This window comes from Rhizobium sp. WSM4643 (assembly GCF_025152745.1).
Taxonomy (GTDB): Bacteria; Pseudomonadota; Alphaproteobacteria; order Rhizobiales; family Rhizobiaceae; genus Rhizobium; species Rhizobium leguminosarum_I.
In genome coordinates this window covers 1,610,034-1,631,631 of record NZ_CP104040.1, presented here as the reverse complement: position 1 = coordinate 1,631,631, position 21,598 = coordinate 1,610,034, and the positions used below count along the sequence as shown (strand labels likewise).

Sequence of the window (21,598 nt, the reverse complement as noted above, 5' to 3'; positions counted from 1 at the left end):
GCCGCGGATTTTTTCAGATGAGGAATCCAACCATCAAGACAGTGAAATGTCCTTGCAAAGACGATTTGCGAAGACGCGATTTTTCGGCGATTATTGCATTCATCCTATCTTTTTTCGAAGGTTCTTCGAATGGCTGATCTCGACACCATCGATCTTGCGATTCTGCGGGCATTGCAGACCAATGCCCGCATCACCAATGCCGAGCTTGCCGAAAGGATCGGATTGTCGCCTTCGGCCTGTTCGCGCCGGCTCGACATCTTGGAAAGAAGCGGCGTCATCGGCGGCTACCATGCGCGGCTTTCACACAAGGCGCTCGACTACAAGATGATCGCCATCGTGCATATCTCGCTCTCCGGCCAGTTCGCCAAGACGCTGGCGGAATTCGAGGCAGCAGTGAAACTCTGCCCGAACGTGCTCGTCTGTTACCTGATGTCGGGCGAATACGACTATATCTTGCGCGTCGCCGCCCGCGATCTCGAGGACTATGAGCGCATCCACCGCGACTGGCTGTCGGCCCTGCCCCACGTCGTGAAGATCAATTCCAGCTTCGCGCTCAGAGAAATCATCGACAAGCCGAATGTCGGCCTTTGAGGCCTTGCATCTTCGCCGAAAGCCTGCCCAGACTTGTCACGCTCGCGGGCGTTTCCCGCTACAGCGCTGCGCGTCTTTTCAGACGCGCAGAGGACGCTGTAACACTTTGGACTTCTGTGAAATTTCACCCTTACATCGGAATCGATGTAAGGGTGAAATTACACGGTAATGGCAAGTCATGACATCGAAGACCCAAGGCTATATTTTCGTTCTGCTGGCGCTCACCATCTTTTCACTGCAGGACGCCATCTCGAAACATCTGGCGACAGCCTACCCGCCGATCTTCGTGACGATGATCCGCTATTGGGCCTTTGCGCTTTTCACGATCATCCTCGCGTCGAAAATGCGCGGCGGTATCAAGGCGACGGCCCGCACCAAACGCCCCTTCCTGCAGGTGACGCGCGGCGTTCTGCTTGCAGTCCAGGTGGTTCTCGCCATCACCTGCTTTGCCGTAATCGGCCTTGCCCGTTCACAAGCGATCTTTTCCGCGACGCCGATCCTGATCGCGCTGCTGGCGATGCCGATCCTCGGCGAGCGGGTCGGCTGGCGGCGGTGGTCAGCGATCGGCGCCGGACTGTTCGGGGTGCTGCTGATCCTGAAGCCGGAAGGCGAATTTTTCGACGTGAAGCTGCTTCTCGCCGTCATTTCCTGCTTCAACTTCGCCTTCTACGTCATCGCCACCCGTCTGGTCAGCCGCGACGATTCGTCGATGACCAGCTTCTTCTATACCGGCGTCGTCGGCGGCGTCACGATGACGCTGGTCGGACCGTTCTACTGGAGCTGGATGGCGCCGGGCGACTGGGGCTGGATGGCGCTCGTCTGCATGACCAGCATTTCCAGCCATTATTTCCTGATCCGCGCCTACGATGTTCTCGATGCCGCCGCCGTCCAGCCGCTGACCTATCTGTCACTTGTCTACGCTTCTATCTTCGGCATGGTGATCTATGGCGAAACGCTCAGCTTCAACATGATCGTCGGCTCGGCGATCGTGGTCGCCGCCGGCATCTTTACGGTCTGGCGCGAACATGTGGTGGGACGCAGAGCCCCGGCTGCCAATTGACGTTTCACTGCAATTTTAGCCAAGCCCCTAAAACCATTTCAATTTTCCGGCGCTATGCTCCCCGGCAATACCAAGGGAGACAGTATGACCCGCAACTCGAAAATCACGGCCCGGAAGGCCGACCGGAAAAACTGCCGCGTGTTCGGCCATGTCAAATACCTGAACAGCCAGGTGGATGCCCGCATCCTCAACCTATCGCCTACCGGTGCGGCCCTGGAGATGAAGGGGCCGCTCCACGCCGCTTCCGGCAGCAAGGTGCGCATCGAGGCCGACAACCTCGGGCTGCTCGAAGGCATCATCCGCTGGAAGCACAATGGCCGCGTCGGCATCCAGTTCGACGTGAATTCGAATGCGCGGGCGCAGATCTCCTCCTATTTCCGCTTTTTCCATAAGGAGATGCGGCCGGTATTGGCAGTACGCCCGCTGGTTAGAACCGCCGTCAACGTCGAGCGGACGCCTCAGTTAACAACATCGACGCCAAACTCGTAAGGTTGCCCGGCCTTTGCGTCGAAGGAGCGGCTGAGATCGCTCCAGCGGCTGCGGTTGACACTGACGCCGAGGATGACCTCGCCTTGCGTTTGCGGCACCTGACGCTGGGTGACTGCACCATAAATTGCATTTTGGAGCCATGATGCTTTTCCGGCGGATTGTTTTGACGTCCTGTCATTTTCGCAGTGTACTCCTCGCCAAATCGTCCTAACTCTGACGGGCCGGACGATGCATGATCTTTAAAGGAGAGTTTCCATGTCTTCCATTTTCGATGTTGGCGTGATGAGCCGCCGTTCCCTGCTCGGCGGCCTCGCCGCCACTTCAGCCCTGGTGCTGCTGCACCCTTTCAGCGCCCGCGCCAGCGCCAACCAGGCGCATCTGAGGCTCATGGAAACGACCGACATTCACGTCAACGTCTTCCCCTATGACTATTATGCCGACAAGCCGAACGACACGATGGGCCTGTCGCGCACCGGGACGATCATCGACACGATCCGTGCAGAGGCCGTCAACTCGCTGCTGATCGACAATGGCGACGTGCTGCAAGGCAATCCAATGGGCGACTACATGGCCTATCAGCACGGCATGAAGGACGGCGACGTCCATCCGGTGATCAAGGCGATGAACACGCTCGGCTATACGGTGGGCACGCTCGGCAATCATGAGTTCAACTACGGCCTCGACTTCATGTTCAAGGTCCTGGCAGGTGCGAACTTCCCCTTCGTCTGCGCCAACCTGACCAAGGGTCAGCTCGCCTCGGACCCCAAGCAGGACGATCTCTTCTTCAAGCCCTACATCATTCTGGAAAAGCAGATCAAAGACGGCGCCGGCAATGAGAGCCCCGTCAAGATCGGCTTCATCGGCTTCGTACCGCCGCAGATCATGCTCTGGGACATCAAGAACCTCGAAGGCAGGGCGCAGACGCGCGATATCGTCGAGGCCGCCAAGGCCTGGGTTCCCGCCATGAAGGAAGCCGGCGCCGATATCGTCATTGCGCTCTCGCATTCCGGCATCGACGGCAGCGCACCGTCCGAAAGGATGGAGAACGCCTCGCTGCATCTCGCCGCCGTCGACGGGATCGACGCGATCTTCACCGGCCACCAGCATCTCGTCTTCCCCGGCCCGAAGAGCTGGGACGGCGTGGCCAATGCCGACCCCGTCAAGGGCACGCTGCACGGCAAGCCCGCCGTGATGGCCGGCTTCTGGGGCTCGCATCTCGGTCTTATCGACCTGCTGCTCGAAAAGGACGGCAACAGCTGGAAGATCGTCGATTTCACCTCGGAAGCACGGCCGATCTATCATCGCGACGACAAGAAGAAGGTGGTTGCCGACTACGCCGACAAGAAGGACGTGATCGAAGCCGCCAAGGCCGAGCACGAGGCGACACTTGCCTATGTCCGCACCCCGGTCGGCAAGACGTCCGCGCCGCTCTATTCCTATTTCGCGCTGGTTGCCGACGATCCCTCAGTGCAGGTCGTCAGCCAGGCCCAGACCTGGTACATCAGGCAGATGCTCGCCGATACCGAGTTCAAGGACCTGCCGGTGCTTTCGGCGGCGGCCCCCTTCAAGGCCGGCGGTCGCGGTGGCGCCGACTATTACACCGACGTTCCGGCCGGCGACATCGCCATCAAGAACGTCGCCGACCTCTATCTCTACCCGAACACGGTGCAGGCCGTTGCCGTCACCGGCGCCCAGGTGAAGAACTGGCTCGAAATGTCGGCCGGCATGTTCAATCACATCGAGGCCGGCTCGAAGGATGCGGCGCTTCTCAACACCGATTTCCCGTCCTACAATTTCGACGTGATCGACGGCGTCACCTACCAGATCGACCTGTCGCAGCCGCCGAAATATGATTCATCAGGCAAACCGATCCATCCGGACGCCAACCGCATCCAGAACCTGGCCTTCAACGGCAAGCCGATCGATCCGGCTCAGAAGTTCGTCGTCGTCTCGAACAACTACCGCGCCGGCGGCGGCGGCAATTTCCCTGAGATCAAGGCGGACAAGGTAATCTTCCAGGCGCCTGATACCAACCGCGACGTCATCGTCCGCTATATCCATGATCAGGGCACGATCAATCCGTCGGCCGACGCAAACTGGACCTTCAAGCCGCTCCCGGGTACGACCGCAACCTTCGAAAGCGGCCCGAAGGCGAAGCAGTTCCTCGCCGAGGTCAAAAGCGTGAAGATCGAGGATGCCGGCGAAGGGGCCGACGGTTTCTCGAAGTTCAGGCTGGTTCTTTAGAGCAATTTCCAGGAAAAGCGGAACCGCTCTAAATTGAAGACAATATCAGCGAAGGCGCGGCACCCGCGCCTTCGTCATTCTGCCGCAAGCGGCGTAGCGGGTTCAGACAGTTCCGCCATCCGAGCATGGAAATCGGCCTGGCTCGGGCAGGCGGAAAGCCGCGTGCGGAATGCGTCGATCATCCAGGTGGCGGCTGGTCCGGGCGGGTTGGAGAGTTGGCGCACAGAATATATCGGATACTCCCCCTGTTCGTAGGCATCCAGATCGAGATGGACGAGCGTGCCACTGACGAGATCGTCATGGATCACAGAAGCCGGAAGGCCGCCCCAGCCAAGGCCGGCCTTGATGAGCTGGTGCTTCGTTGCAATATCGCTGACGCGCCATGTCTTGTAGGACAGAACGTTGAAATCGCGCCCCTTCGTCCGGCCCGACGCATCGGTGACGACGAGTTGCACTTCCTCGCGCACGTCGCCCAGCGTCAGCGGCCGACCGATCCCGGCAAGCGGGTGGTTGCGCGCGGCAACGGGCAACATGAAGGAATGACCGATCCGTTCCGTGACGATCGAATCGTCCTGCTTGACGACCGCGCCACCAATTCCGACGGTCGCCTTGCCGCTCAGGACGAGATCCATGACCATTCCGAGCTCGCCGACGTTGAGGCTCAACGAAACGGATGGAAACATCTCGCGAAATTCGCGCAGAACCTCCACCAGGGCTCGCGAAGGCACCATGACGCTGATGGCGACGGAAACCTCCGCTTCGAGCCCTTCCCTCAGGCTCTTGACGCGCGCCCGCATAACCTGCAGGTCGCCGAGAATGCGCCGCGCATCCTCCAGCATCGCCTTGCCCGCCTCCGTCAGCTTTGGCTGGCGTGCGCCGAAGCGCTCGAAAAGCGGCACTTCGAGCTGCGCTTCGAGATTGGCGATCGTATAGCTCACGACTGACTGTGCACGGTTCAGCGCCCGCGAGGCGGCCGAAAAGCTGCCGGTCTCGGCAACGGTCAAAAACACCTGCAATTGGTCCAGAGTTGGGTTGGGCAGCATCTTCTATCCATTCCATCGATAGTTTCGATCGACATTATCACCGTTTTTTCGATAGCAGGCCAGACCTATTTTCCTCATCGAGACTGCGGCTCACCTCCCAGCAAGGGGCCGTCAAATCCCATTCGAAAGGAAATGCACCATGTCGTCCATCCTTCTTCTGACGTCCAGCCCGCGTGCCGAATCGCTCTCGACGCCGATCGCCGTCGATCTCGCCGAAAAGCTGAAAAGCCAGAACCCGGGCAGCGTCGTCGTTCGCCGCGACCTTGCCGCCAACCCGCTGCCGCACATCGATGACCTCTTCACCGGCGCGATCCGCAAGCCGGCCGAGGCCCGCACCGCTGAGGAAGCCGCGGCCGTCAAGACCTCCGACGAGCTTGTCAACGAACTGCTCGCCGCCGACAAGATCGTCATCAGCACCGGCCTCATCAATTTCAACATCTATTCGTCGCTGAAGACCTGGATCGACAACGTCGCTCGCGCCGGCCTGACCTTCAAGTACACCGAAAGCGGCCCGGTCGGCCTCGCAACCGGCAAGAAGGTCTATGTGGTGCTCGCCTCGGGTGGCGTCTACTCGCAGGGCCCGGCCGCCGCCTTGAACCATGCCGTGCCGTACCTGAAGTCGGTTCTCGGCTTCCTCGGCATCAGCGATATCGAGACCATCTATGTCGAAGGTCTGGCCTTCGGTCCGGAAGCTGCCGAAAAGGCCATCGACGCCGCCAAGTCGCGCGTCCAGGAAATCGCACTGGCCGCCTGATCGGCTCTTCGACGCTCGATGGAACGGCCGGCTTTTACCGGCCGTTTTTCATTTGTTGATATCGGCGGCGAGACCCCGGACCTCGCCAGGATTTCGGCCGAGAGTTCTTCATCGGACGAAATCCCGGCAAGGCCGACGCCGCCGGCCATCATCGCGAAGGCCATGATCGCCTTGCGACGTCTTTCTCCTTCGTCCGCTCCCGTAACCTTGCTCGCCAATGACGCGAAATTACGCCTAAGCCCGTCCCGTCGCTATTGTCTCCTACGGACGCTTTCTTTCGTTCTTGCGTTGCACGGTGGGCAACACGAAATAGGACAATTGCCAAATTCAGGACGGCAAGCAGGAGCAAGACACAGAGCATGGTCTGGATGCCAGAGCCACCGGCTAACTGAGTTTCACCACACCGGAGCGGCCGACGACGCAGTTGCGGCCGCTCTTCTTGGCCGCGTAGAGCCTGCCGTCGGCAGCCGTCAGCACGGCGGTGAAATCGACGCCGTCCTCGTCGGCAGTCGCAACGCCGATGCTGACCGTGATCGGCCTGTCATCCGGCGTCTTGACGCTGGTTGCGATCGTCCAGCGCAGGCGCTCGGCAAGCAGCAGACCTTCTTCGTGATCGGTGCCTGGACAGACGGCCACGAATTCCTCGCCGCCGAAACGGAAGACACGATCACTCGAGCGCAACGTCGTGCCCAATCGGGCGGCGATCGCCTTCAGTACCTCGTCGCCCTGGAGATGGCCGTAGCCGTCATTGACATCCTTGAAGTGATCGGCGTCGATAATGAGGACGGTGGCGAATGACCCCTGCTTCAGTGCATCGAGCAGCATCAACGGCGCTTCCATTTCCATGCGCGTCCGATCGTAGACGCCAGTGAGCATGTCGCGGCCGGTGCGCTCCAGAAGATCGTTGTAACGCTCGCGGAACGTCAGGTCGCCGAACACGTCGCTGATGGAGCGTACGGATCCGCCCGCACCGACGCGGCGAATACGATATTCATAGAATGCGAACATCGCCGCGTAGAGGCAGACGGCAAGCATTTTCGCCTTCCATCCGGCCCAGAATGCGGCGATCGGCACATCGAGGAAGTAATGCAGTGCGGCGAAGAAGCCGATCTGGTCGAAGGTCAGCAGCACGAAGCCCGAAATCAGGAAGCGCAGGACGACGCGGCGGCGAAAGATATCGCCGAGTTTTTCGTAAAGCAGGATGATGCCGAGCGAATCGACATAGAGCAGTGCCGTGCCCCAGACCATCAGCCAGCCCATCTCCTTGAGGAAATCGACGTCGGGTGTGTGGTTGGTCGATATCTGCAGCGGCTGGTGCAACTGCAGCACCCAGGCAATAGCGACGGTGAGCAGGTTGCCGAGGAACAGGCCGTAGATCGGTTGGCGCACCGTCGCGGCATCTTCCTGCAGGTAAAGCATCAGGATCATCATCAGCTTGCCGGAGAAGAAGATGGATGAGCCCGGCGACACATCTCCGAACGGCAGCGAGACGTAGAAGACCGCCGCCAGATAGGTCTCCATGAAATGCATGACGCCGAGCGCCGTCAGGAAAACCCCGAGACCAAGCCGATGACGGAAATGCAGAAGCGTCACCATCAGCACGAAATAGGCAATGGCTTCGACGACGAAGAGAACGAGGTTGAGTGTCTCCATCATGAGACCTCGGCTCCGGACGCTCGGCCTCCGGCTGGCGCGGCGATCACGACAGCGAATCTTCTGGTCAATCGTCCGAAACAGTCAAACACGAGGGGGTGTCCTGCAAATTCTGCAGGCGATACCTTTCACCGCAATCCTTTAAGATTGCGTGAGTGAGAAGGCGCTCGCTGGAGCGCACACCGGTCATACACAGGAATAGTTGCAGCCGGTATTTAGGAGCTATGCCGGATCCCGATTCAGACCTGACGAAGCTTCTCGCCGTCACCAAAGAGCGACGAACCATGCTGATCGATGATCTGCTGCGCCTTGCGCACCGTGCATTCGATCGCATCATCGGAGGAGGAAAACAGATCGGCGCGGATGAAATTGCGCACCAGCACCTCGTCGCCGACCTTCTTTTCGATGCGGCCGGCAAGGCGATACTGGCCACCTTCCTTACGCGGCTCGGCATAGATCGTGCAGTCGCCGTAAAGCTGCGGCTCGCCCGAAGGACCTGCCGCCTCCGTCGCCGGTTTGCCGCCGCCGGAGAACATCGAAAAGATATTTGATAAGAACGAAGCCATGCTCCGCCTTTAGCACGGCGATATCGCTGTCGCCAAGTCAAATGATCAGGTTGGCGAGGATCTCGTTTTCGGTGATATCCTCGTAACCCATGCCGGCTGCTTCGAAATTTCCGATCAGCCGGGCGAAATTCTCAGGCGCTTTGGTTTCAATGCCGATCAGGATGGAACCGAAGTTGCGCGCCGATTTCTTCAGATATTCGAAGCGGGCGATATCGTCGTCGGGGCCAAGCAGATTGAGGAAATCCCGGAGCGCACCAGGGCGCTGGGCGAGCCGCAGGATGAAGTATTTCTTCAGCCCTGCGTAGCGCATGGCTCTTTCCTTTACGTCAGGTAGACGCTCGAAATCGAAATTACCGCCGGAGACGACGGCAACGATGGTCTTGCCGCGGATCGCTTGGCAGTCCATCGCGGCGATCGCCGTCAGCGACAGGGCGCCGGCCGGCTCCAGTACGACGCCCTCGACATTCAGCATCTCCTGAATGGTGACGCAGATGGCGTTCTCCGGCATGAGTTGCACTTGGCTTGCCGGAAAATCGCGAAGAGCCGCGAAATTCAGGTCGCCGATGCGCGCCACTGCAGCGCCATCGACGAAATTGTCGACCTTGGGAAGCGTCGTCACCTTGCCCGCCTCGATGCTGCGCTTGAGACTCGGCGCACCGGCCGGCTCAATGAAGACGAAAGCCGATTTCGGCACCGTGCCGTCGAGATAGCCGGTGATGCCGGCGGCCAGTCCGCCGCCGCCAACCGGCAGGACGACAATGTCGGGCACCGTTCCTTCCGGCAGCTGCTGCATGATTTCGGCGGCGACGGTCGCCTGCCCCTCGATGATGTCGGCGTGGTCGAAGGGCGGCACCATGACTCCACCGACCGCCTCCACGTGTTCGCGGGCGGCTTGGTAGCATTGGTCGAAGAAGTCGCCGAACAGCCGGATGGTGATGAATTCGGCGCCGAACATACGGGTCTTGTCGATCTTCTGCTGCGGTGTCGTCACCGGCATGAAAACGACGCCCGGCACGCCGAAATGGCGGCAGACGAAGGCAAAGCCCTGGGCGTGATTGCCAGCCGAGGCGCAGACGAAGGTCTTGCCGGCAGCACCCTGCCCGATCGCCTTGCGGAAGAAATTGAAGGCGCCGCGGATCTTGTAGGAGCGCACCGGCGACAGGTCCTCGCGCTTCAGCCAGATATCGGCCCCATAGCGGGCCGAAAGGTGATCATTGAGCTGCAGCGGCGTTGCCGGAAAAAGGCTGCGCATCGCCTCTTCGGCGCTTTCGACATCAAGTCTCGTCACGGGCGTGGTCCATTCTCTCAACTAGCCACCGCCGCTATTGCACAGGCCGGCCGGCAAAAGAAAGCCCGTTTCGGCCGTTTCCGGTTCGCTCCCATACCGGTTCGCTCCGAGGAAGGCTTTCTTAAGCCAATCGCGAAATTGGCGGCACATGAACTGATTTTAACTGTCAATGAAAAGGGCGGCCACTTATATGAAGTCATGATGATCTTTAAATTCGCAAAACCGCTCGCCTGGCTGCTGCTCGCCTTCATCATCTTCGTCACGGTTTCGCCGATCGGAGAGAGGCCGAATACAGTCACGATGGTCGATGTTGACCGCGCGGTTGCCTATCTACTTCTCGGCCTCGCCTTCGCGCTTGCCTATCCGAAACAATGGAAAACGGTGGCCGTGCTGCTGATCCTCGGCGCATTCGCCATCGAAGGGCTGCAATATTTCGCGCCGACCCGCCATCCGCGCCTGCATGACGCGAGCGTCAAGGCGATGGGTACAGCCCTCGGGCTGCTTGCCGGCTGGGTGATCAACAAATGGCGCGATACGAAGGCGCCAAACGCCCTTCCGTTCGCAGAACGCTGATTATCTCGAATTAGAAATCGCCCAACTGCACGGCCCAGAAGAACAGTGGTATCGCGGCCATCGCAGTTGCGAGAACAAGCGCGAGACTGGTCTTGAAGACGCGGATGCGCCTAGTCCTTGCCCCACTCCAATCGTAAACCATCGTCTTACTCCCACAAGACAACACTTACTCAACCGCCGCGGCGCAATCCTTGCACCGAAAATGTCATATGCAAGCAATAGTGCGCTTTTATCCACAATATACACGCATAATACAAGCATATTCGAACGGGATTATGAAGGTGGTGCGGGCGACGGGGGTCGAACCCGTACAGCCAAGGCCGAGGGATTTTAAGTCCCTTGCGTCTACCAGTTTCGCCACGCCCGCTTGCGGCGTTTTCAATATCTTGCGTCGTGGGCGATGGGAAGAGCCGCAAGCCGTAAAAATCACGCCTGTTTTGACAGTTGCACCGCCGAATGATCCGTCACACATTTTCCGCCCAAAAACCACGGCCGATCAAGGGGCACTCGGTCTGTCGCGGGAGAAACGGAAAGGACGCGGCGAGCTCACGCCTGCCGCGCCTTTATCATTTCAGCGTCAAAGATCAGGCGAGCTTGGCAGCAAGCTTGGCGATGTGGGCGCCCTGGTATTTCGCGCCTTCCAGCTCGATCTCGGAAGGCTGGCGCGAGCCGTCGCTATTGGTGATGGTGGAGGCGCCGTAAGGCGAGCCGCCCTTGACTTCCTCGGTGCCCATCTGGCCCTGGAAGGCATAAGGCAACCCTGCAACAACCATGCCTTGGTGCAGGAAGGTGGGGATGAAGCCGAGGATGGTCGTCTCCTGGCCGCCGTGCTGGGTTGCCGAAGAGGTGAAGACCGAACCGAGCTTGCCGACGAGTTTGCCGGCGAACCAGAGGCCACCCGTCTGATCCCAGAAATTGCGCATCTGCGAGGCGACCGTGCCGAAGCGGGTGCCGGCACCGACGATGATCGCATCATAATCGGCCAGCTCGTCGACGGTGGCGATCGGAGCCGCCTGGTCGACCTTGTAGTAGGAAGCTTTGGCGACATCTTCCGGAACCAGTTCCGGAACGCGCTTGACGGTGACGTCGGCACCGGCCGACTTCGCGCCTTCGGCAACGGCATAGGCCATGGTTTCGATATGGCCGTAAGCCGAATAATAAAGGACAAGAACCTTCGCCATCTTCAATCTCCCTTGGAGCATTGGTTGAATTTCCTGAGGGAGTTCTATCAGCGCCAGTTTCGGAACACAGCCATGCCTTGAAGAACTCAGTGTTCAACATCCGTAGACGAAAATTCACTTGCGTTTTCATTTCAGCAAAAACGAACGTATGCGCCGAACAGCATTCAGATTTCAGGCTGGCTCGGCCTAAAATCCGAATGCTCTTCGCAATCAATAGTGAGAGCATGATGTCGTCCGAAAACCGCTTGCACTTTTCGGCATCATGCTCTGACTGTTTGCAAAGCGGCCGAACGGCACTACCTATTCACCAGCCTCAGATCACGGAACACCCCATGAGCCAAGACATCGTCGTCACCGCCGCCATGCTCGCCATCGGCGACGAACTTCTTTCCGGCCGCACCAAGGATAAAAATATCGGCCACCTCGCCGATTTGCTGACACTTTCCGGCATCGACCTCAAGGAGGTGCGCATCGTCGCCGACGACGAGGAGGCGATTGTCGAGGCGCTGAACGCGCTTCGCCGCAAATATGATTACGTCTTCACCTCGGGCGGTATCGGGCCGACGCATGACGACATCACTGCCGATGCCATCTCCAAGGCTTTCGGCGTGCCCTGCGAATATGACGAGACGGCAATGACACTGCTTGCCGAGATGTACCGACGCCGAGAGATGGAATTCACCGAGGCGCGCCAGCGCATGGCGCGCATGCCGCGCGGGGCTGTGCATATCGCCAATCCGGTCTCGACCGCGCCCGGCTTCATCATTGGCAACGTCCATGTCATGGCCGGCGTGCCGCAGGTCTTCCAGGCGATGGTCGACAATGTGCTGCCGACGCTTCGAACCGGCACGCCGGTGCTCTCGCTCGCCATCGCCTGCCCTTACGGCGAAGGCGAGATCGGCACGCCCTTGACCGCTATTCAGAAAGCACATCCGGAAACCAGCATCGGTTCCTACCCGCGCTATATCGGCCAGAAATTCTCGACGGAGATCGTCGTACGCGGCCGCTCGCAGGCGGCAATCGATGCAGCCGGCGCCGAGGTGCAGGCGATGATCGACGCCATCCGCCAAAAGAAGGACATCGCCGAAAACCATTCCGCGGAGGCATGAGGGAAACGCCGGAACTCAAAGGCCATCCTTGATCCCTATCAAGGAACAGGAGAACGGCTCGGCGCATTCCTTCCCTCGCGCACGCCATTTCAGCGCAAGGAGAATTGACATGTCTTACAAAACCATTCTCGCCATTCTCGATACATCAGACAATAGTGCTGCGGTTGCCGATTTCGCCTTTGCCATTGCTGCTCAGAGCGGCGCCCATGTGATCGGCCTGCATGCCGAAATCATCTCCGCCGTACCGCTGGTGGCACCGATGGAGATCCCCGATCCCGTCGCCGTGCAGGCGCTGCAGGACATGGCGCACAGCGAAACGATTGCGGTTGAGCGCATCTTCAGGGCGAAAGCGGAGGCATCAGGCTCCTCCTCCGAGTGGCGCAGCTTTGCCACATCCACCGGATACGGCTCCGCGCCGCTGATCGAAAGTGCCCGCAGCGCCGACCTGTTGATCGCCTCACAGGCCGACCCGGCCAGACCTTCCGACAGCCACGTCGACGTCGACAGCTTTCTCTTCGAAAGCGGCCGGCCGGTGCTGATGATCCCCTATATCATCCGCCAGCCGAAGCCGATCAAGCGCGTGCTGATCGCCTGGAACGGTTCGAAGGAGGCGGCGCGCGCGACCTTCGACGCGCTGCCTATCCTCAAAGCCGCCGACGAGGTGGAGATCTTTTCGGTCGATCCGGCCGACACGGCGCTGCAATCGCCGCTGACGGCTGGCGCCGACATCGCCGCGACGTTGGCACGTCATGGCGTGAAGACGACGCTTTCGACGGCACAAAGTGCGGACAAGAGCGCATCGCATGTCATCGAGAACCGGCTTTCGGACAGCAGCATCGATCTTCTCGTCATGGGCGCCTATACCCATTCCTGGCTCTGGCAGATGATCTTCGGCGGCACGACCAAGACCCTGCTGCAATCGATGACGGCGCTGACCCTGCTGTCACGTTGATTGGCTGCTCTTGCCTTTTGCCGGCAAATCCCGCTAATTGCGGCGACCGATGACAGCTTCGAGCTCGGCCCATCTCGCGCAGTTCCGGCTGCGCGGTTTGCGTTTTGCCGATCGCCGCTTCAAGCCCGTCCGGTCGCCGACAAACGGCGTGTCGTTTTTTCATGCCGCGGAGCAGCCCGATGTCCCTTCCCGATAAAGCCTTTCCCGTTTCCTGGGATCAGTTCCACCGCGATGCGCGCGCCCTTGCCTGGCGGCTTGCCGGTCTTGATCAAACATTCAAGGCGATCGTCTGCATTACCCGCGGCGGCCTGGTTCCGGCTGCGATCATTTCGCGCGAACTGAATATCCGGCTGATCGAGACCGTCTGCGTCGCTTCCTATCATGACTATGTGAACCAGGGCGACATGGTGCTGCTCAAGGGAATAGCACCCGAACTTATGGAAAATGGCGGCGAAAGCGTGCTCGTCGTTGACGATCTGACCGATACCGGCAAGACCGCCGCACAGGTGCGCGCCATGCTGCCGAGAGCACATTTCGCCTGCGTCTACGCCAAGCCGAAGGGCGTGCCGACGGTCGACACCTTTATCACCGAGGTAAGCCAGGATACCTGGATCTATTTCCCCTGGGACATGGGCTTCACCTATCAGGAGCCGATCGCCAAGGGCGCGGGCTGATCGCCACTGATCAAAGCGCGCAACCATCGCATTTACCACTTGAAATTGTTCCAGATTTTGTCGGCGAGGTTTTCAGAATCCGCTATCGGGATCTGCACATCTATTTTATCTTTTGCTCATAAACTCGACGGATGCGAATCGTGTCGGGTTGCGCCCAAAGCGTGCAGCGAACAATGCGTATAGGGAAGCACGATGGCTCGACGGGGGCATATAAGAGCGGCTGTGATCGTCGGGCTGGCGGCCTTTCTGTTGCCGCTGGCGCCCGTCCGCGCTGAGCCTGCCTATGTTCCCCTCGTGCGCGATTACGTCGAGAAGCGGATCCGGCCGATGGTGGAAACGCCCTTGGTGCTGAAAGCTATTGCCGAGCAAAACGCGAAATTCGGCGATGTCAGCGAAATGGATATGCGGGTTCTGGACGAGACCTACCGGTCGGAGGTCGATCAGCACCACCTGCAGATGGTCAAGCTGCTGCTCGATAAATCCATATCGCATTACCTCAAAGCCGAGCAGGACGCCTCGCAAGGGGTGATCATCGAATTTTTCGTCACCGACAGCCACGGGCTGAATGTCGGGCAGAGCACCATCACCGCCGACTTCTGGCAGGGCGACGAGGAGAAATATCTCCAAACCTTCGCTAACGGTTCCCGCGAGATCTTCATCGACCGGGCGGAACGCAATGAATCCACCCAGAATCTCGAGACGCAGGCGAGCTTTGTCGTCATGGACGAAGAGAATAGGCCGATCGGCGTCGCCATCGTCACCATCGCCATCGATGCGCTTTAAAAGCGTGTCGCGCAAAACTGTGCAGCGGTTTGCGACAACGACATGACTAAGAACAAGAGCGCTGATTTCACCGGCGAATCGGCATGCTCATTTGCGCCGGAAATGCCATCATAAGATTTGCCGCAGGACTGTTTTTTGCCATTCAGAGGTTTTCCTTAGCCGGCAACGCCTGCAAGCCATTGTAATATCAGCGCTCCCCGGCTTTCCCCAATCTCCACAGGCGCATCCACAACATGTTGTGGTTAGCAATCAATTAAAAGCCAGCCCTTGACGGAATCAGCTGTTTCAAACTTTACTGATCCTGATGTTGCGGCGGCGACAGGACCGGAGGTAACGAGCCCGGTTCCCTTTTGAAAATTAGGACGCGGAATCAGGGCGATCGACCGGAACCGGTTCGGGCCTGACAGGATTTCTGTGCGATTTTCAGCCTCCAAAAAAAGTGACATCGGGACTGGCGATAATAAGCTGTTAATACTATATTTAGCGTTTGCAGCCACCATTACCACAAGATACAGGAAGGACATCTCCGGATGACACCCTGTCACAATACGGAAACGAGACTGGCTGCGCGACGACAAAGTGCCGCCGGATAGGAATTTTGCGCCGAGGTCGCGGGGACCGGGCGCCAACGCGAGGTCAAGACTATGCGCATCGAACGTCGTTTCACGAAGGCCGGCCAAGGCGCCTATGCGGATATCGAATTCCGCAAGGCGACGAGCGAGATCAAGAACCCTGACGGTTCGATCGTGTTCCGCCTCGAGAACATCGACGTTCCCGCGCAGTTCTCCCAGGTCGCGACCGACGTGCTGGCGCAGAAGTATTTCCGCAAGGCCGGCGTTCCCACCCGGCTGAAGAAGGTCGAGGAAAACGATGTTCCTTCCTTCCTGTGGCGCTCCGTTCCCGACGATGCTGCGCTGAAGACCCTGCCGAAGGATGAGCAGACCGGCTCCGAAATCGATGCGCGCCAGGTCTTCGACCGTCTTGCCGGCACCTGGACCTATTGGGGCTGGAAGGGCGGCTATTTCTCCTCCGAGGAAGATGCCTCGGCCTTCAAGGACGAGCTTGCCTATATGCTCGCCACCCAGCGCGTCGCCCCGAACTCGCCGCAGTGGTTCAACACCGGCCTGCACTGGGCCTATGGCATCGACGGTCCCGGCCAGGGCCATTTCTACGTCGACCCCTTCACCGGCAAGCTGACCAAATCCAAGTCGGCCTACGAACACCCGCAGCCGCATGCCTGCTTCATCCAGTCGGTCGAGGACGATCTCGTCAACGAAGGCGGCATCATGGATCTCTGGGTGCGTGAGGCGCGCCTGTTCAAATATGGCTCCGGCACCGGCTCCAACTTCTCGATGCTGCGCGGCGAAGGCGAAAAGCTTTCCGGCGGCGGCCGCTCCTCCGGCTTGATGAGCTTCCTGAAGATCGGCGACCGCGCCGCCGGCGCCATCAAATCGGGCGGCACGACGCGCCGCGCCGCCAAGATGGTAGTCGTCGATATCGACCATCCCGATATCGAGGAATACATCAACTGGAAGGTCAAGGAAGAGCAGAAGGTTGCAGCGCTCGTCACCGGCTCGAAGGTCGTCGCCAGGCATTTGAAGGCGATCATGAAGGCCTGCTTCAATTGCGAAGGCGGCGATAATGGCGATTGCTACGACCCCAACAAGAACCCTGCCCTGAAGCGCGAAATCCGCGCCGCCAAGAAGGATCAGGTTCCCGAGAACTACGTCCAGCGCGTCATTCAGTTTGCCCGCCAGGGCTACAAGGATCTCCAATTCAAGACCTATGACACCGATTGGGATTCGGAAGCCTACCTCACGGTCTCCGGCCAGAACTCCAACAACTCCGTCTCGATCAAGGACGACTTCCTGCGCGCCGTCGAAAATGATGGCGAATGGCACCTGACCGCCCGCAAGGACGGCAGGGTGATGAAGACGCTGAAGGCCCGCGATCTCTGGGAAACTATTTCCTACGCCGCCTGGGCTTCGGCCGATCCGGGCATCCATTTCAACACGACGATGAACGACTGGCACACCTCGCCGGCCGGCGGCCCGATCCGCGGCTCGAACCCGTGCTCGGAATACATGTTCCTCGACGACACCGCCTGCAACCTTGCCTCGCTGAACCTGCTGCAGTTCAAGGACAAGGCCACCAAGCGCATCAACATCGCCGATTACGAACATGCGGTTCGCCTGTGGACCGTCGTGCTCGAAGTCTCGGTGATGATGGCGCAGTTCCCGTCGAAGCGCATTGCCGAACTCTCCTACGAATACCGCACGCTCGGCCTCGGCTACGCCAATATCGGCGGCCTGCTGATGTCGTCGGGCATTCCCTATGACTCCGCAGAAGCCCGCGCCATCGCAGGCTCGCTGACCGCGATCATGACCGGCATCTGCTATGCGACCTCGGCCGAAATGGCTGCCGAGCTCGGCCCGTTCCCGAACTTCGCGCCGAACCGCGAGAGCATGCTCAAGGTCATTCGCAACCATCGCCGTGCGGCGCATGGCGAGAGCTCCGGCTATGAAGCGCTGTCGATCAACCCGGTCGCGCTGATCCATTCGGAAAACCCGGACCAGGATCTTGTCGCCCACGCCAAATCGGCCTGGGACAAGGCGCTCGAGCTCGGTGAACAGCATGGCTACCGCAATGCCCAGGTCTCGGTCATCGCGCCCACAGGCACGATCGGTCTCGTCATGGATTGCGACACGACAGGCATCGAGCCCGACTTCGCCCTCGTCAAGTTCAAGAAGCTCGCCGGCGGCGGCTACTTCAAGATCATCAACCGTGCCGTACCCGACGCGCTGCGCACGCTCGGCTATTCGGAAAGCCAGATCGCCGAGATCGAGGCCTATGCCGTCGGCCACGGCAACCTGAACCAGGCACCGGCGATCAATCCGCCATCGTTGAAGAGCAAGGGCTTCACCGACGAGAAGGTGGAAGCCGTCAACGCCGCGCTGAAGAGTGCCTTTGACATCAAGTTCGTCTTCAACCAGTGGACGCTCGGCGCCGACTTCCTCAAGGAGACGCTGAAGGTTTCCGACGAACAGCTGGCCGACATGAGCTTCAGCCTGCTCGACCATATCGGCTTTTCGAAGAAGGACATCGAAGCCGCCAACATCCATGTCTGCGGCGCGATGACGCTGGAAGGCGCGCCCTTCCTCAAGAATGAACATCTGCCGGTCTTCGATTGCGCCAATCCCTGCGGGAAGATCGGCAAGCGCTACCTCTCGGTGGAAAGCCACATCCGCATGATGGCGGCGGCCCAGCCCTTCATCTCGGGTGCGATTTCCAAGACGATCAACATGCCGAACGAGGCGACCGTCGAGGATTGCAAGAACGCCTACATGCTCTCCTGGAAGCTTGGCCTCAAGGCCAACGCGCTCTATCGCGATGGCTCAAAGCTGTCGCAGCCGCTCAATTCCTCGCTGATCGAAGACGAGGACGACGAGGATGCGCTGGAGGAACTGCTGCAGGCGCCGCTGGCCGCCCAGGCCGTCACCATCACCGAAAAGATCATCGAGCGGGTGATCGAGCGAGTTTCGCGCGAACGCGAGAAGCTGCCGAACCGCCGCCAGGGCTATACCCAGAAGGCCGCCGTCGGCGGACATAAGGTCTATCTGCGCACCGGCGAATTCGGCGACGGTCGCCTCGGCGAGATCTTCATCGACATGCACAAGGAGGGTGCTGCCTTCCGCGCGATGATGAACAATTTCGCCATCGCCATCTCGCTCGGCCTGCAATATGGCGTGCCGCTCGAGGAATATGTCGAGGCCTTCACCTTCACCAAGTTCGAGCCGGCCGGCATGGTCATCGGCAATGACGCGATCAAGAACGCCACCTCGATCCTCGACTATGTCTTCCGCGAACTTGCCGTCTCCTATCTCGGCCGCCATGACCTTGCGCATGTCGATACGTCTGATTTCTCGAACACCGCGCTTGGCAAGGGCATCCAGGAAGGCAAGACCAACCTGCTCTCCACCGGCTGGACCCGCGGCTACAAGCCGACGCTGGTGCCCGGCACCGGCGGCGAACGCCAGGCGGCGGCCGAGCCCAAGGGTGCGGCCACCGCCGCCCCTGCCCGCGCCGCTTCCACCGGCACCGTGACTGCCTTTGCAGGCGCGGCTGCCCGCAAGCTGGAGCCGACGGTTGCCATCGCCAACTCCGAAATCGTCGCCTTCAAGCGCGATTACGAGGAGCGCGCCAAGGAATTGGCGGAAGAAATCGCCGAGGAGGTGACCGAAGAACTCACCAGCGACGCAACGGCCCTGTTCTCCGACAAGGCGGCAGCGGACGCGGCAACGGCGAAATCGGAGGCCAAGAAGCGGGAAGCCGAACGCCGCCAGCGCTCGATCATGCAGGGCTATACCGGCAACATGTGCTCGGAGTGCCAGAACTTTACGATGGTGCGGAATGGGACTTGCGAGAAGTGCGATACGTGCGGTGCGACGAGCGGGTGCAGCTGAGTAGGCTTGTTGCTCTTTAGTTCTGGAGTGAAAAACCAAAGCAAGAACTGACCAAGCCCAACAGGCATATAAAAACGCAGATTTTCCAGGCACTCAAGGTGCCTGGAAATTGTCAACGTGAGAGGGGAAACGACTCACTGATGGCGAACCTGGCTGGGATTGCAAACTCGATTGGCCGAAGGCCAAGCCGACGAAAGAGGTCGGTAATGCTAATCGCCGCATCAATGGCGTCCGTGCTTGCGAGCTGCACGACCATCGATTTTGGCGATCTGCAGCCTGGCACCTTCTCTGGAACGTTGATCGTCATGTGGGTCGGAGAAGGCGACAGGGCCGGTGACGGGAAATTCGTATTCGTGCCCGACCCTCATGCCCCGTTGACGTTTCGTCGCCCAGGCGTCAATTCAGCTCCAATCGTTCCAAGCGTCATGTACACCGACGGCGGCTCCGTGCCAAAGATCGTTCAGCCGTTCAAGGGCTTCAATCCGTGGGGCTATGCACCTGCCTACATGATCCATGATTGGATTTTCACCGCGCACCATTGCCTCGATGACGGACGACGAGATCCAATCTACACTGCGGTCGAGCATATCAACTTCCACGATTCGGCCGTCGTTCTTGGCGAAGCGATCCACACCTTGATGACGAAAAACCTCGTTTCCGAGAACGACGTTGCGAAACAGGCGATCACCGAGGCAGTGAACAGCCCAATCGCCGCGAATATCTGGAAGGGGCACCATGGCCAATGCGAGGATGACGCCGTCAAGCCAAAGCATCTGCGTGAGATCGAGAGGTTCCTCGCAGGATCAACGACCGACGAGGCGAAGAGACGCAACCTAAACATCGCAGGAGCCGCCAGCTCACTGCGACGCCCGTCGCACGCTGTCGAGGTCGGCAGAGTAGCATTTTGAAATGCCAACGTATCCTCGATGACGCGCCACGCTCAGCGATAGGTATGGGCAACCACTAGAGCCAGGGAGCAATCATCGACACCTACAGCCCGTATGGAGCGCGCTTCTTGTATTGCAGCATCTTTCTCCCGCCTCGGGGGCGATTACGCTGACGGCACGACGCCAATCTCCCGCAGGTGGTCACGTACCTCGGTGGTCAGCCCAGGCTTGCAAGAACATTCGTCGCAATGTTGAATAGCGATCACGAACGCGGGGGAATCGATGCGTTACATCGTTGCTGGGTTGCTGTTTCTATGTGCATTTCCTCTGTCTGCGGCAGAGATCACGCGACAGCCGTTGGAGAATGATACGGACCTGATCTCCGTCACGGGCGTCTTGAATGACGGTGACGAAATCATCTTCAGAAACCTGGCCACGGCCTCCAGCAAGGCCCTTGTTTTTCTGAACAGCGAGGGCGGGGATCTCAAAGCCGGGATCGAGATCGGGCGTGCCATCCGCCTTCGAGGCTTTGCGACGGCCACCCCGCCGGGGACCTTGTGTGCGTCAGCTTGCGCCCTCACCTGGCTTGCCGGGTCGCCCCGGTTTCTTCAACCTGAATCCAATATCGGCTTCCATGCCGCCTATCGCGTAGTGGACGGCAAGGCCAGCGAGAGCGGCGTCGCCAATGCGCTGGTCGGAGCTTATCTCAACCAGTTGGGATTGTCCGAGACTGCCATCGCCTACGTGACGTCGGCACCACCTGAAGGCATCGCGTGGCTGACGGCCGCCAAGGCGCAGACCGTGGGCATCACTTACGACGCGATTGACGAGGACGGACCTGATCCGGCGTCCGAAGCGGGCAAGACGTTTCCGCACGATCCGATGGGTACGGTGACGGCCTTCTACTCCGCGCTCGCCGCAGCCGATGGTGAAACCGCCTCGGCGCTGGTCATTCCGGAAAAGCGTGGCCAAGGCCCCTTCAACGAAGCGTCGATCCACGCCTTCTTCGGCGCGATGTCGCAGCCGCTCAAACTCACAGGCACGGCGCTACGCGGCAATGATGATGTCAGGGTTTCGTACCAATACGTCACCAGTGACGGCCGTCGCTGCGAGGGTCGCGCCGATGTCCAGACCACCTACGTGTTCGGCAAGACCCTGGTCTCGAGGATCAAGGTGCTTGACGGCTGCTAACGCATCGGCCCGAAATCGGAATCGATTTTCGGAAAGCAGGACGTGTCGATTGAAAGTGTTAGAGCGCCGTCGCTTTACGACGGTCACCGCGATGACC

General features: G+C 59.6%; 19 protein-coding genes, 1 tRNA gene and 1 pseudogene. 13 read left to right on the top strand and 8 right to left on the bottom strand.

Annotated elements, in window-relative coordinates:
• Window positions 1-129 precede the first annotated feature (129 nt).
• The 4 genes from N1937_RS08300 to N1937_RS08285 all read left to right on the top strand — a co-directional run bounded on the left by N1937_RS08300 (window position 130) and on the right by N1937_RS08285 (window position 4,384).
• Window positions 130-591 (top strand): Lrp/AsnC family transcriptional regulator, encoded by a 462-nt coding sequence (locus tag N1937_RS08300; protein WP_017963987.1) that lies wholly within the window; start codon window positions 130-132, stop codon window positions 589-591.
• Between the two features lie 178 nt (window positions 592-769).
• Window positions 770-1,651, top strand: coding sequence for a DMT family transporter (locus N1937_RS08295; protein ID WP_222290514.1), 882 nt, complete (start codon window positions 770-772; stop codon window positions 1,649-1,651).
• Window positions 1,652-1,735: 84 nt separating this feature from the next.
• Window positions 1,736-2,140, top strand: coding sequence for a PilZ domain-containing protein (locus N1937_RS08290; RefSeq protein WP_260058228.1), 405 nt, complete (start codon window positions 1,736-1,738; stop codon window positions 2,138-2,140).
• A gap of 255 nt (window positions 2,141-2,395) precedes the next feature.
• Window positions 2,396-4,384 (top strand): bifunctional 2',3'-cyclic-nucleotide 2'-phosphodiesterase/3'-nucleotidase, encoded by a 1,989-nt coding sequence (locus N1937_RS08285; RefSeq protein ID WP_260058226.1) that lies wholly within the window; start codon window positions 2,396-2,398, stop codon window positions 4,382-4,384.
• Between the two features lie 74 nt (window positions 4,385-4,458).
• Here N1937_RS08285 and N1937_RS08280 read toward each other — a convergent pair whose 3' ends face one another.
• Window positions 4,459-5,427 (bottom strand): LysR family transcriptional regulator, encoded by a 969-nt coding sequence (locus N1937_RS08280; RefSeq protein ID WP_260058224.1) that lies wholly within the window; start codon window positions 5,425-5,427, stop codon window positions 4,459-4,461.
• 139 nt (window positions 5,428-5,566) lie between these two features.
• On the opposite strand from N1937_RS08280, the gene N1937_RS08275 reads away from it, so the two are divergent.
• Window positions 5,567-6,181, top strand: coding sequence for an FMN-dependent NADH-azoreductase (locus N1937_RS08275; RefSeq protein WP_162118421.1), 615 nt, complete (start codon window positions 5,567-5,569; stop codon window positions 6,179-6,181).
• A gap of 48 nt (window positions 6,182-6,229) precedes the next feature.
• Here N1937_RS08275 and N1937_RS08270 read toward each other — a convergent pair.
• From N1937_RS08270 to ilvA, 4 genes and pseudogenes are all read right to left on the bottom strand, one after another.
• Window positions 6,230-6,420 (bottom strand): annotated as a pseudogene (locus tag N1937_RS08270) (TetR/AcrR family transcriptional regulator); the annotation flags it as partial.
• A gap of 145 nt (window positions 6,421-6,565) precedes the next feature.
• Window positions 6,566-7,837 (bottom strand): GGDEF domain-containing protein, encoded by a 1,272-nt coding sequence (locus N1937_RS08265; protein ID WP_260058222.1) that lies wholly within the window; start codon window positions 7,835-7,837, stop codon window positions 6,566-6,568.
• 236 nt (window positions 7,838-8,073) lie between these two features.
• Window positions 8,074-8,400, bottom strand: a complete 327-nt coding sequence (locus tag N1937_RS08260) for an HlyU family transcriptional regulator (RefSeq protein ID WP_017963980.1) — start codon at window positions 8,398-8,400, stop codon at window positions 8,074-8,076.
• A 37-nt stretch (window positions 8,401-8,437) separates the two neighbouring features.
• Window positions 8,438-9,688, bottom strand: a complete 1,251-nt coding sequence (ilvA, locus tag N1937_RS08255; protein WP_260058219.1) for a threonine ammonia-lyase — start codon at window positions 9,686-9,688, stop codon at window positions 8,438-8,440.
• 138 nt (window positions 9,689-9,826) lie between these two features.
• Here ilvA and N1937_RS08250 point away from each other — a divergent pair, with 138 nt between their 5' ends.
• A complete protein-coding gene (locus N1937_RS08250; RefSeq protein WP_260058217.1) occupies window positions 9,827-10,261 on the top strand; it encodes a VanZ family protein in 435 nt (144 codons plus the stop codon).
• A 10-nt stretch (window positions 10,262-10,271) separates the two neighbouring features.
• Here the strand turns inward: N1937_RS08250 and N1937_RS08245 are convergent, their stop codons facing one another.
• From N1937_RS08245 to wrbA, 3 genes are all read right to left on the bottom strand, one after another.
• Window positions 10,272-10,403 (bottom strand): hypothetical protein, encoded by a 132-nt coding sequence (locus N1937_RS08245; RefSeq protein ID WP_017963977.1) that lies wholly within the window; start codon window positions 10,401-10,403, stop codon window positions 10,272-10,274.
• A gap of 140 nt (window positions 10,404-10,543) precedes the next feature.
• Window positions 10,544-10,628: transfer RNA gene (locus tag N1937_RS08240), tRNA-Leu, on the bottom strand.
• A gap of 217 nt (window positions 10,629-10,845) precedes the next feature.
• Window positions 10,846-11,442, bottom strand: coding sequence for an NAD(P)H:quinone oxidoreductase type IV (gene wrbA, locus N1937_RS08235; protein WP_017963975.1), 597 nt, complete (start codon window positions 11,440-11,442; stop codon window positions 10,846-10,848).
• 332 nt (window positions 11,443-11,774) lie between these two features.
• Between wrbA and N1937_RS08230 the strand changes: the two genes are divergently transcribed.
• From N1937_RS08230 to N1937_RS08200, 7 genes are all read left to right on the top strand, one after another.
• Window positions 11,775-12,551 carry a competence/damage-inducible protein A gene (locus tag N1937_RS08230; protein WP_260058214.1) on the top strand — a complete coding sequence of 259 codons (777 nt, stop codon included), beginning with the start codon at window positions 11,775-11,777 and terminating at the stop codon, window positions 12,549-12,551.
• Between the two features lie 109 nt (window positions 12,552-12,660).
• The gene (locus tag N1937_RS08225; RefSeq protein ID WP_017963973.1) at window positions 12,661-13,503 is read left to right on the top strand and encodes a universal stress protein; all 843 of its coding nucleotides are present in this window, start codon (window positions 12,661-12,663) and stop codon (window positions 13,501-13,503) included.
• A gap of 179 nt (window positions 13,504-13,682) precedes the next feature.
• Window positions 13,683-14,177 carry a xanthine phosphoribosyltransferase gene (gpt, locus tag N1937_RS08220; RefSeq protein ID WP_260058211.1) on the top strand — a complete coding sequence of 165 codons (495 nt, stop codon included), beginning with the start codon at window positions 13,683-13,685 and terminating at the stop codon, window positions 14,175-14,177.
• Between the two features lie 192 nt (window positions 14,178-14,369).
• The gene (locus N1937_RS08215) at window positions 14,370-14,960 is read left to right on the top strand and encodes a hypothetical protein (RefSeq protein ID WP_260058209.1); all 591 of its coding nucleotides are present in this window, start codon (window positions 14,370-14,372) and stop codon (window positions 14,958-14,960) included.
• A gap of 644 nt (window positions 14,961-15,604) precedes the next feature.
• Window positions 15,605-19,423 carry a vitamin B12-dependent ribonucleotide reductase gene (locus N1937_RS08210; protein WP_260058208.1) on the top strand — a complete coding sequence of 1,273 codons (3,819 nt, stop codon included), beginning with the start codon at window positions 15,605-15,607 and terminating at the stop codon, window positions 19,421-19,423.
• Window positions 19,424-19,563: 140 nt separating this feature from the next.
• Complete coding sequence (locus N1937_RS08205; protein WP_260058207.1) at window positions 19,564-20,331, top strand: DUF1353 domain-containing protein; 768 nt, start codon at window positions 19,564-19,566, stop codon at window positions 20,329-20,331.
• Between the two features lie 261 nt (window positions 20,332-20,592).
• On the top strand, window positions 20,593-21,501 hold the full coding sequence (locus N1937_RS08200; RefSeq protein ID WP_260058206.1) for a hypothetical protein: 909 nt from the start codon (window positions 20,593-20,595) through the stop codon (window positions 21,499-21,501).
• Window positions 21,502-21,598 lie beyond the last annotated feature (97 nt).

Bases quoted from the DNA above. Each gene is read 5' to 3' on its own strand.
- N1937_RS08300 (WP_017963987.1), top strand. From the start codon at position 130: ATGGCTGATCTCGACACCATCGATCTTGCGATTCTGCGGGCATTGCAG.
- N1937_RS08295 (WP_222290514.1), top strand. From the start codon at position 770: ATGACATCGAAGACCCAAGGCTATATTTTCGTTCTGCTGGCGCTCACC.
- N1937_RS08290 (WP_260058228.1), top strand. From the start codon at position 1,736: ATGACCCGCAACTCGAAAATCACGGCCCGGAAGGCCGACCGGAAAAAC.
- N1937_RS08285 (WP_260058226.1), top strand. From the start codon at position 2,396: ATGTCTTCCATTTTCGATGTTGGCGTGATGAGCCGCCGTTCCCTGCTC.
- N1937_RS08280 (WP_260058224.1), bottom strand. From the start codon at position 5,427: ATGCTGCCCAACCCAACTCTGGACCAATTGCAGGTGTTTTTGACCGTT.
- N1937_RS08275 (WP_162118421.1), top strand. From the start codon at position 5,567: ATGTCGTCCATCCTTCTTCTGACGTCCAGCCCGCGTGCCGAATCGCTC.
- N1937_RS08265 (WP_260058222.1), bottom strand. From the start codon at position 7,837: ATGATGGAGACACTCAACCTCGTTCTCTTCGTCGTCGAAGCCATTGCC.
- N1937_RS08260 (WP_017963980.1), bottom strand. From the start codon at position 8,400: ATGGCTTCGTTCTTATCAAATATCTTTTCGATGTTCTCCGGCGGCGGC.
- N1937_RS08245 (WP_017963977.1), bottom strand. From the start codon at position 10,403: ATGGTTTACGATTGGAGTGGGGCAAGGACTAGGCGCATCCGCGTCTTC.
- wrbA (WP_017963975.1), bottom strand. From the start codon at position 11,442: ATGGCGAAGGTTCTTGTCCTTTATTATTCGGCTTACGGCCATATCGAA.
- N1937_RS08230 (WP_260058214.1), top strand. From the start codon at position 11,775: ATGAGCCAAGACATCGTCGTCACCGCCGCCATGCTCGCCATCGGCGAC.
- N1937_RS08225 (WP_017963973.1), top strand. From the start codon at position 12,661: ATGTCTTACAAAACCATTCTCGCCATTCTCGATACATCAGACAATAGT.
- gpt (WP_260058211.1), top strand. From the start codon at position 13,683: ATGTCCCTTCCCGATAAAGCCTTTCCCGTTTCCTGGGATCAGTTCCAC.
- N1937_RS08215 (WP_260058209.1), top strand. From the start codon at position 14,370: ATGGCTCGACGGGGGCATATAAGAGCGGCTGTGATCGTCGGGCTGGCG.
- N1937_RS08210 (WP_260058208.1), top strand. From the start codon at position 15,605: ATGCGCATCGAACGTCGTTTCACGAAGGCCGGCCAAGGCGCCTATGCG.
- N1937_RS08205 (WP_260058207.1), top strand. From the start codon at position 19,564: ATGGCGAACCTGGCTGGGATTGCAAACTCGATTGGCCGAAGGCCAAGC.
- N1937_RS08200 (WP_260058206.1), top strand. From the start codon at position 20,593: ATGCGTTACATCGTTGCTGGGTTGCTGTTTCTATGTGCATTTCCTCTG.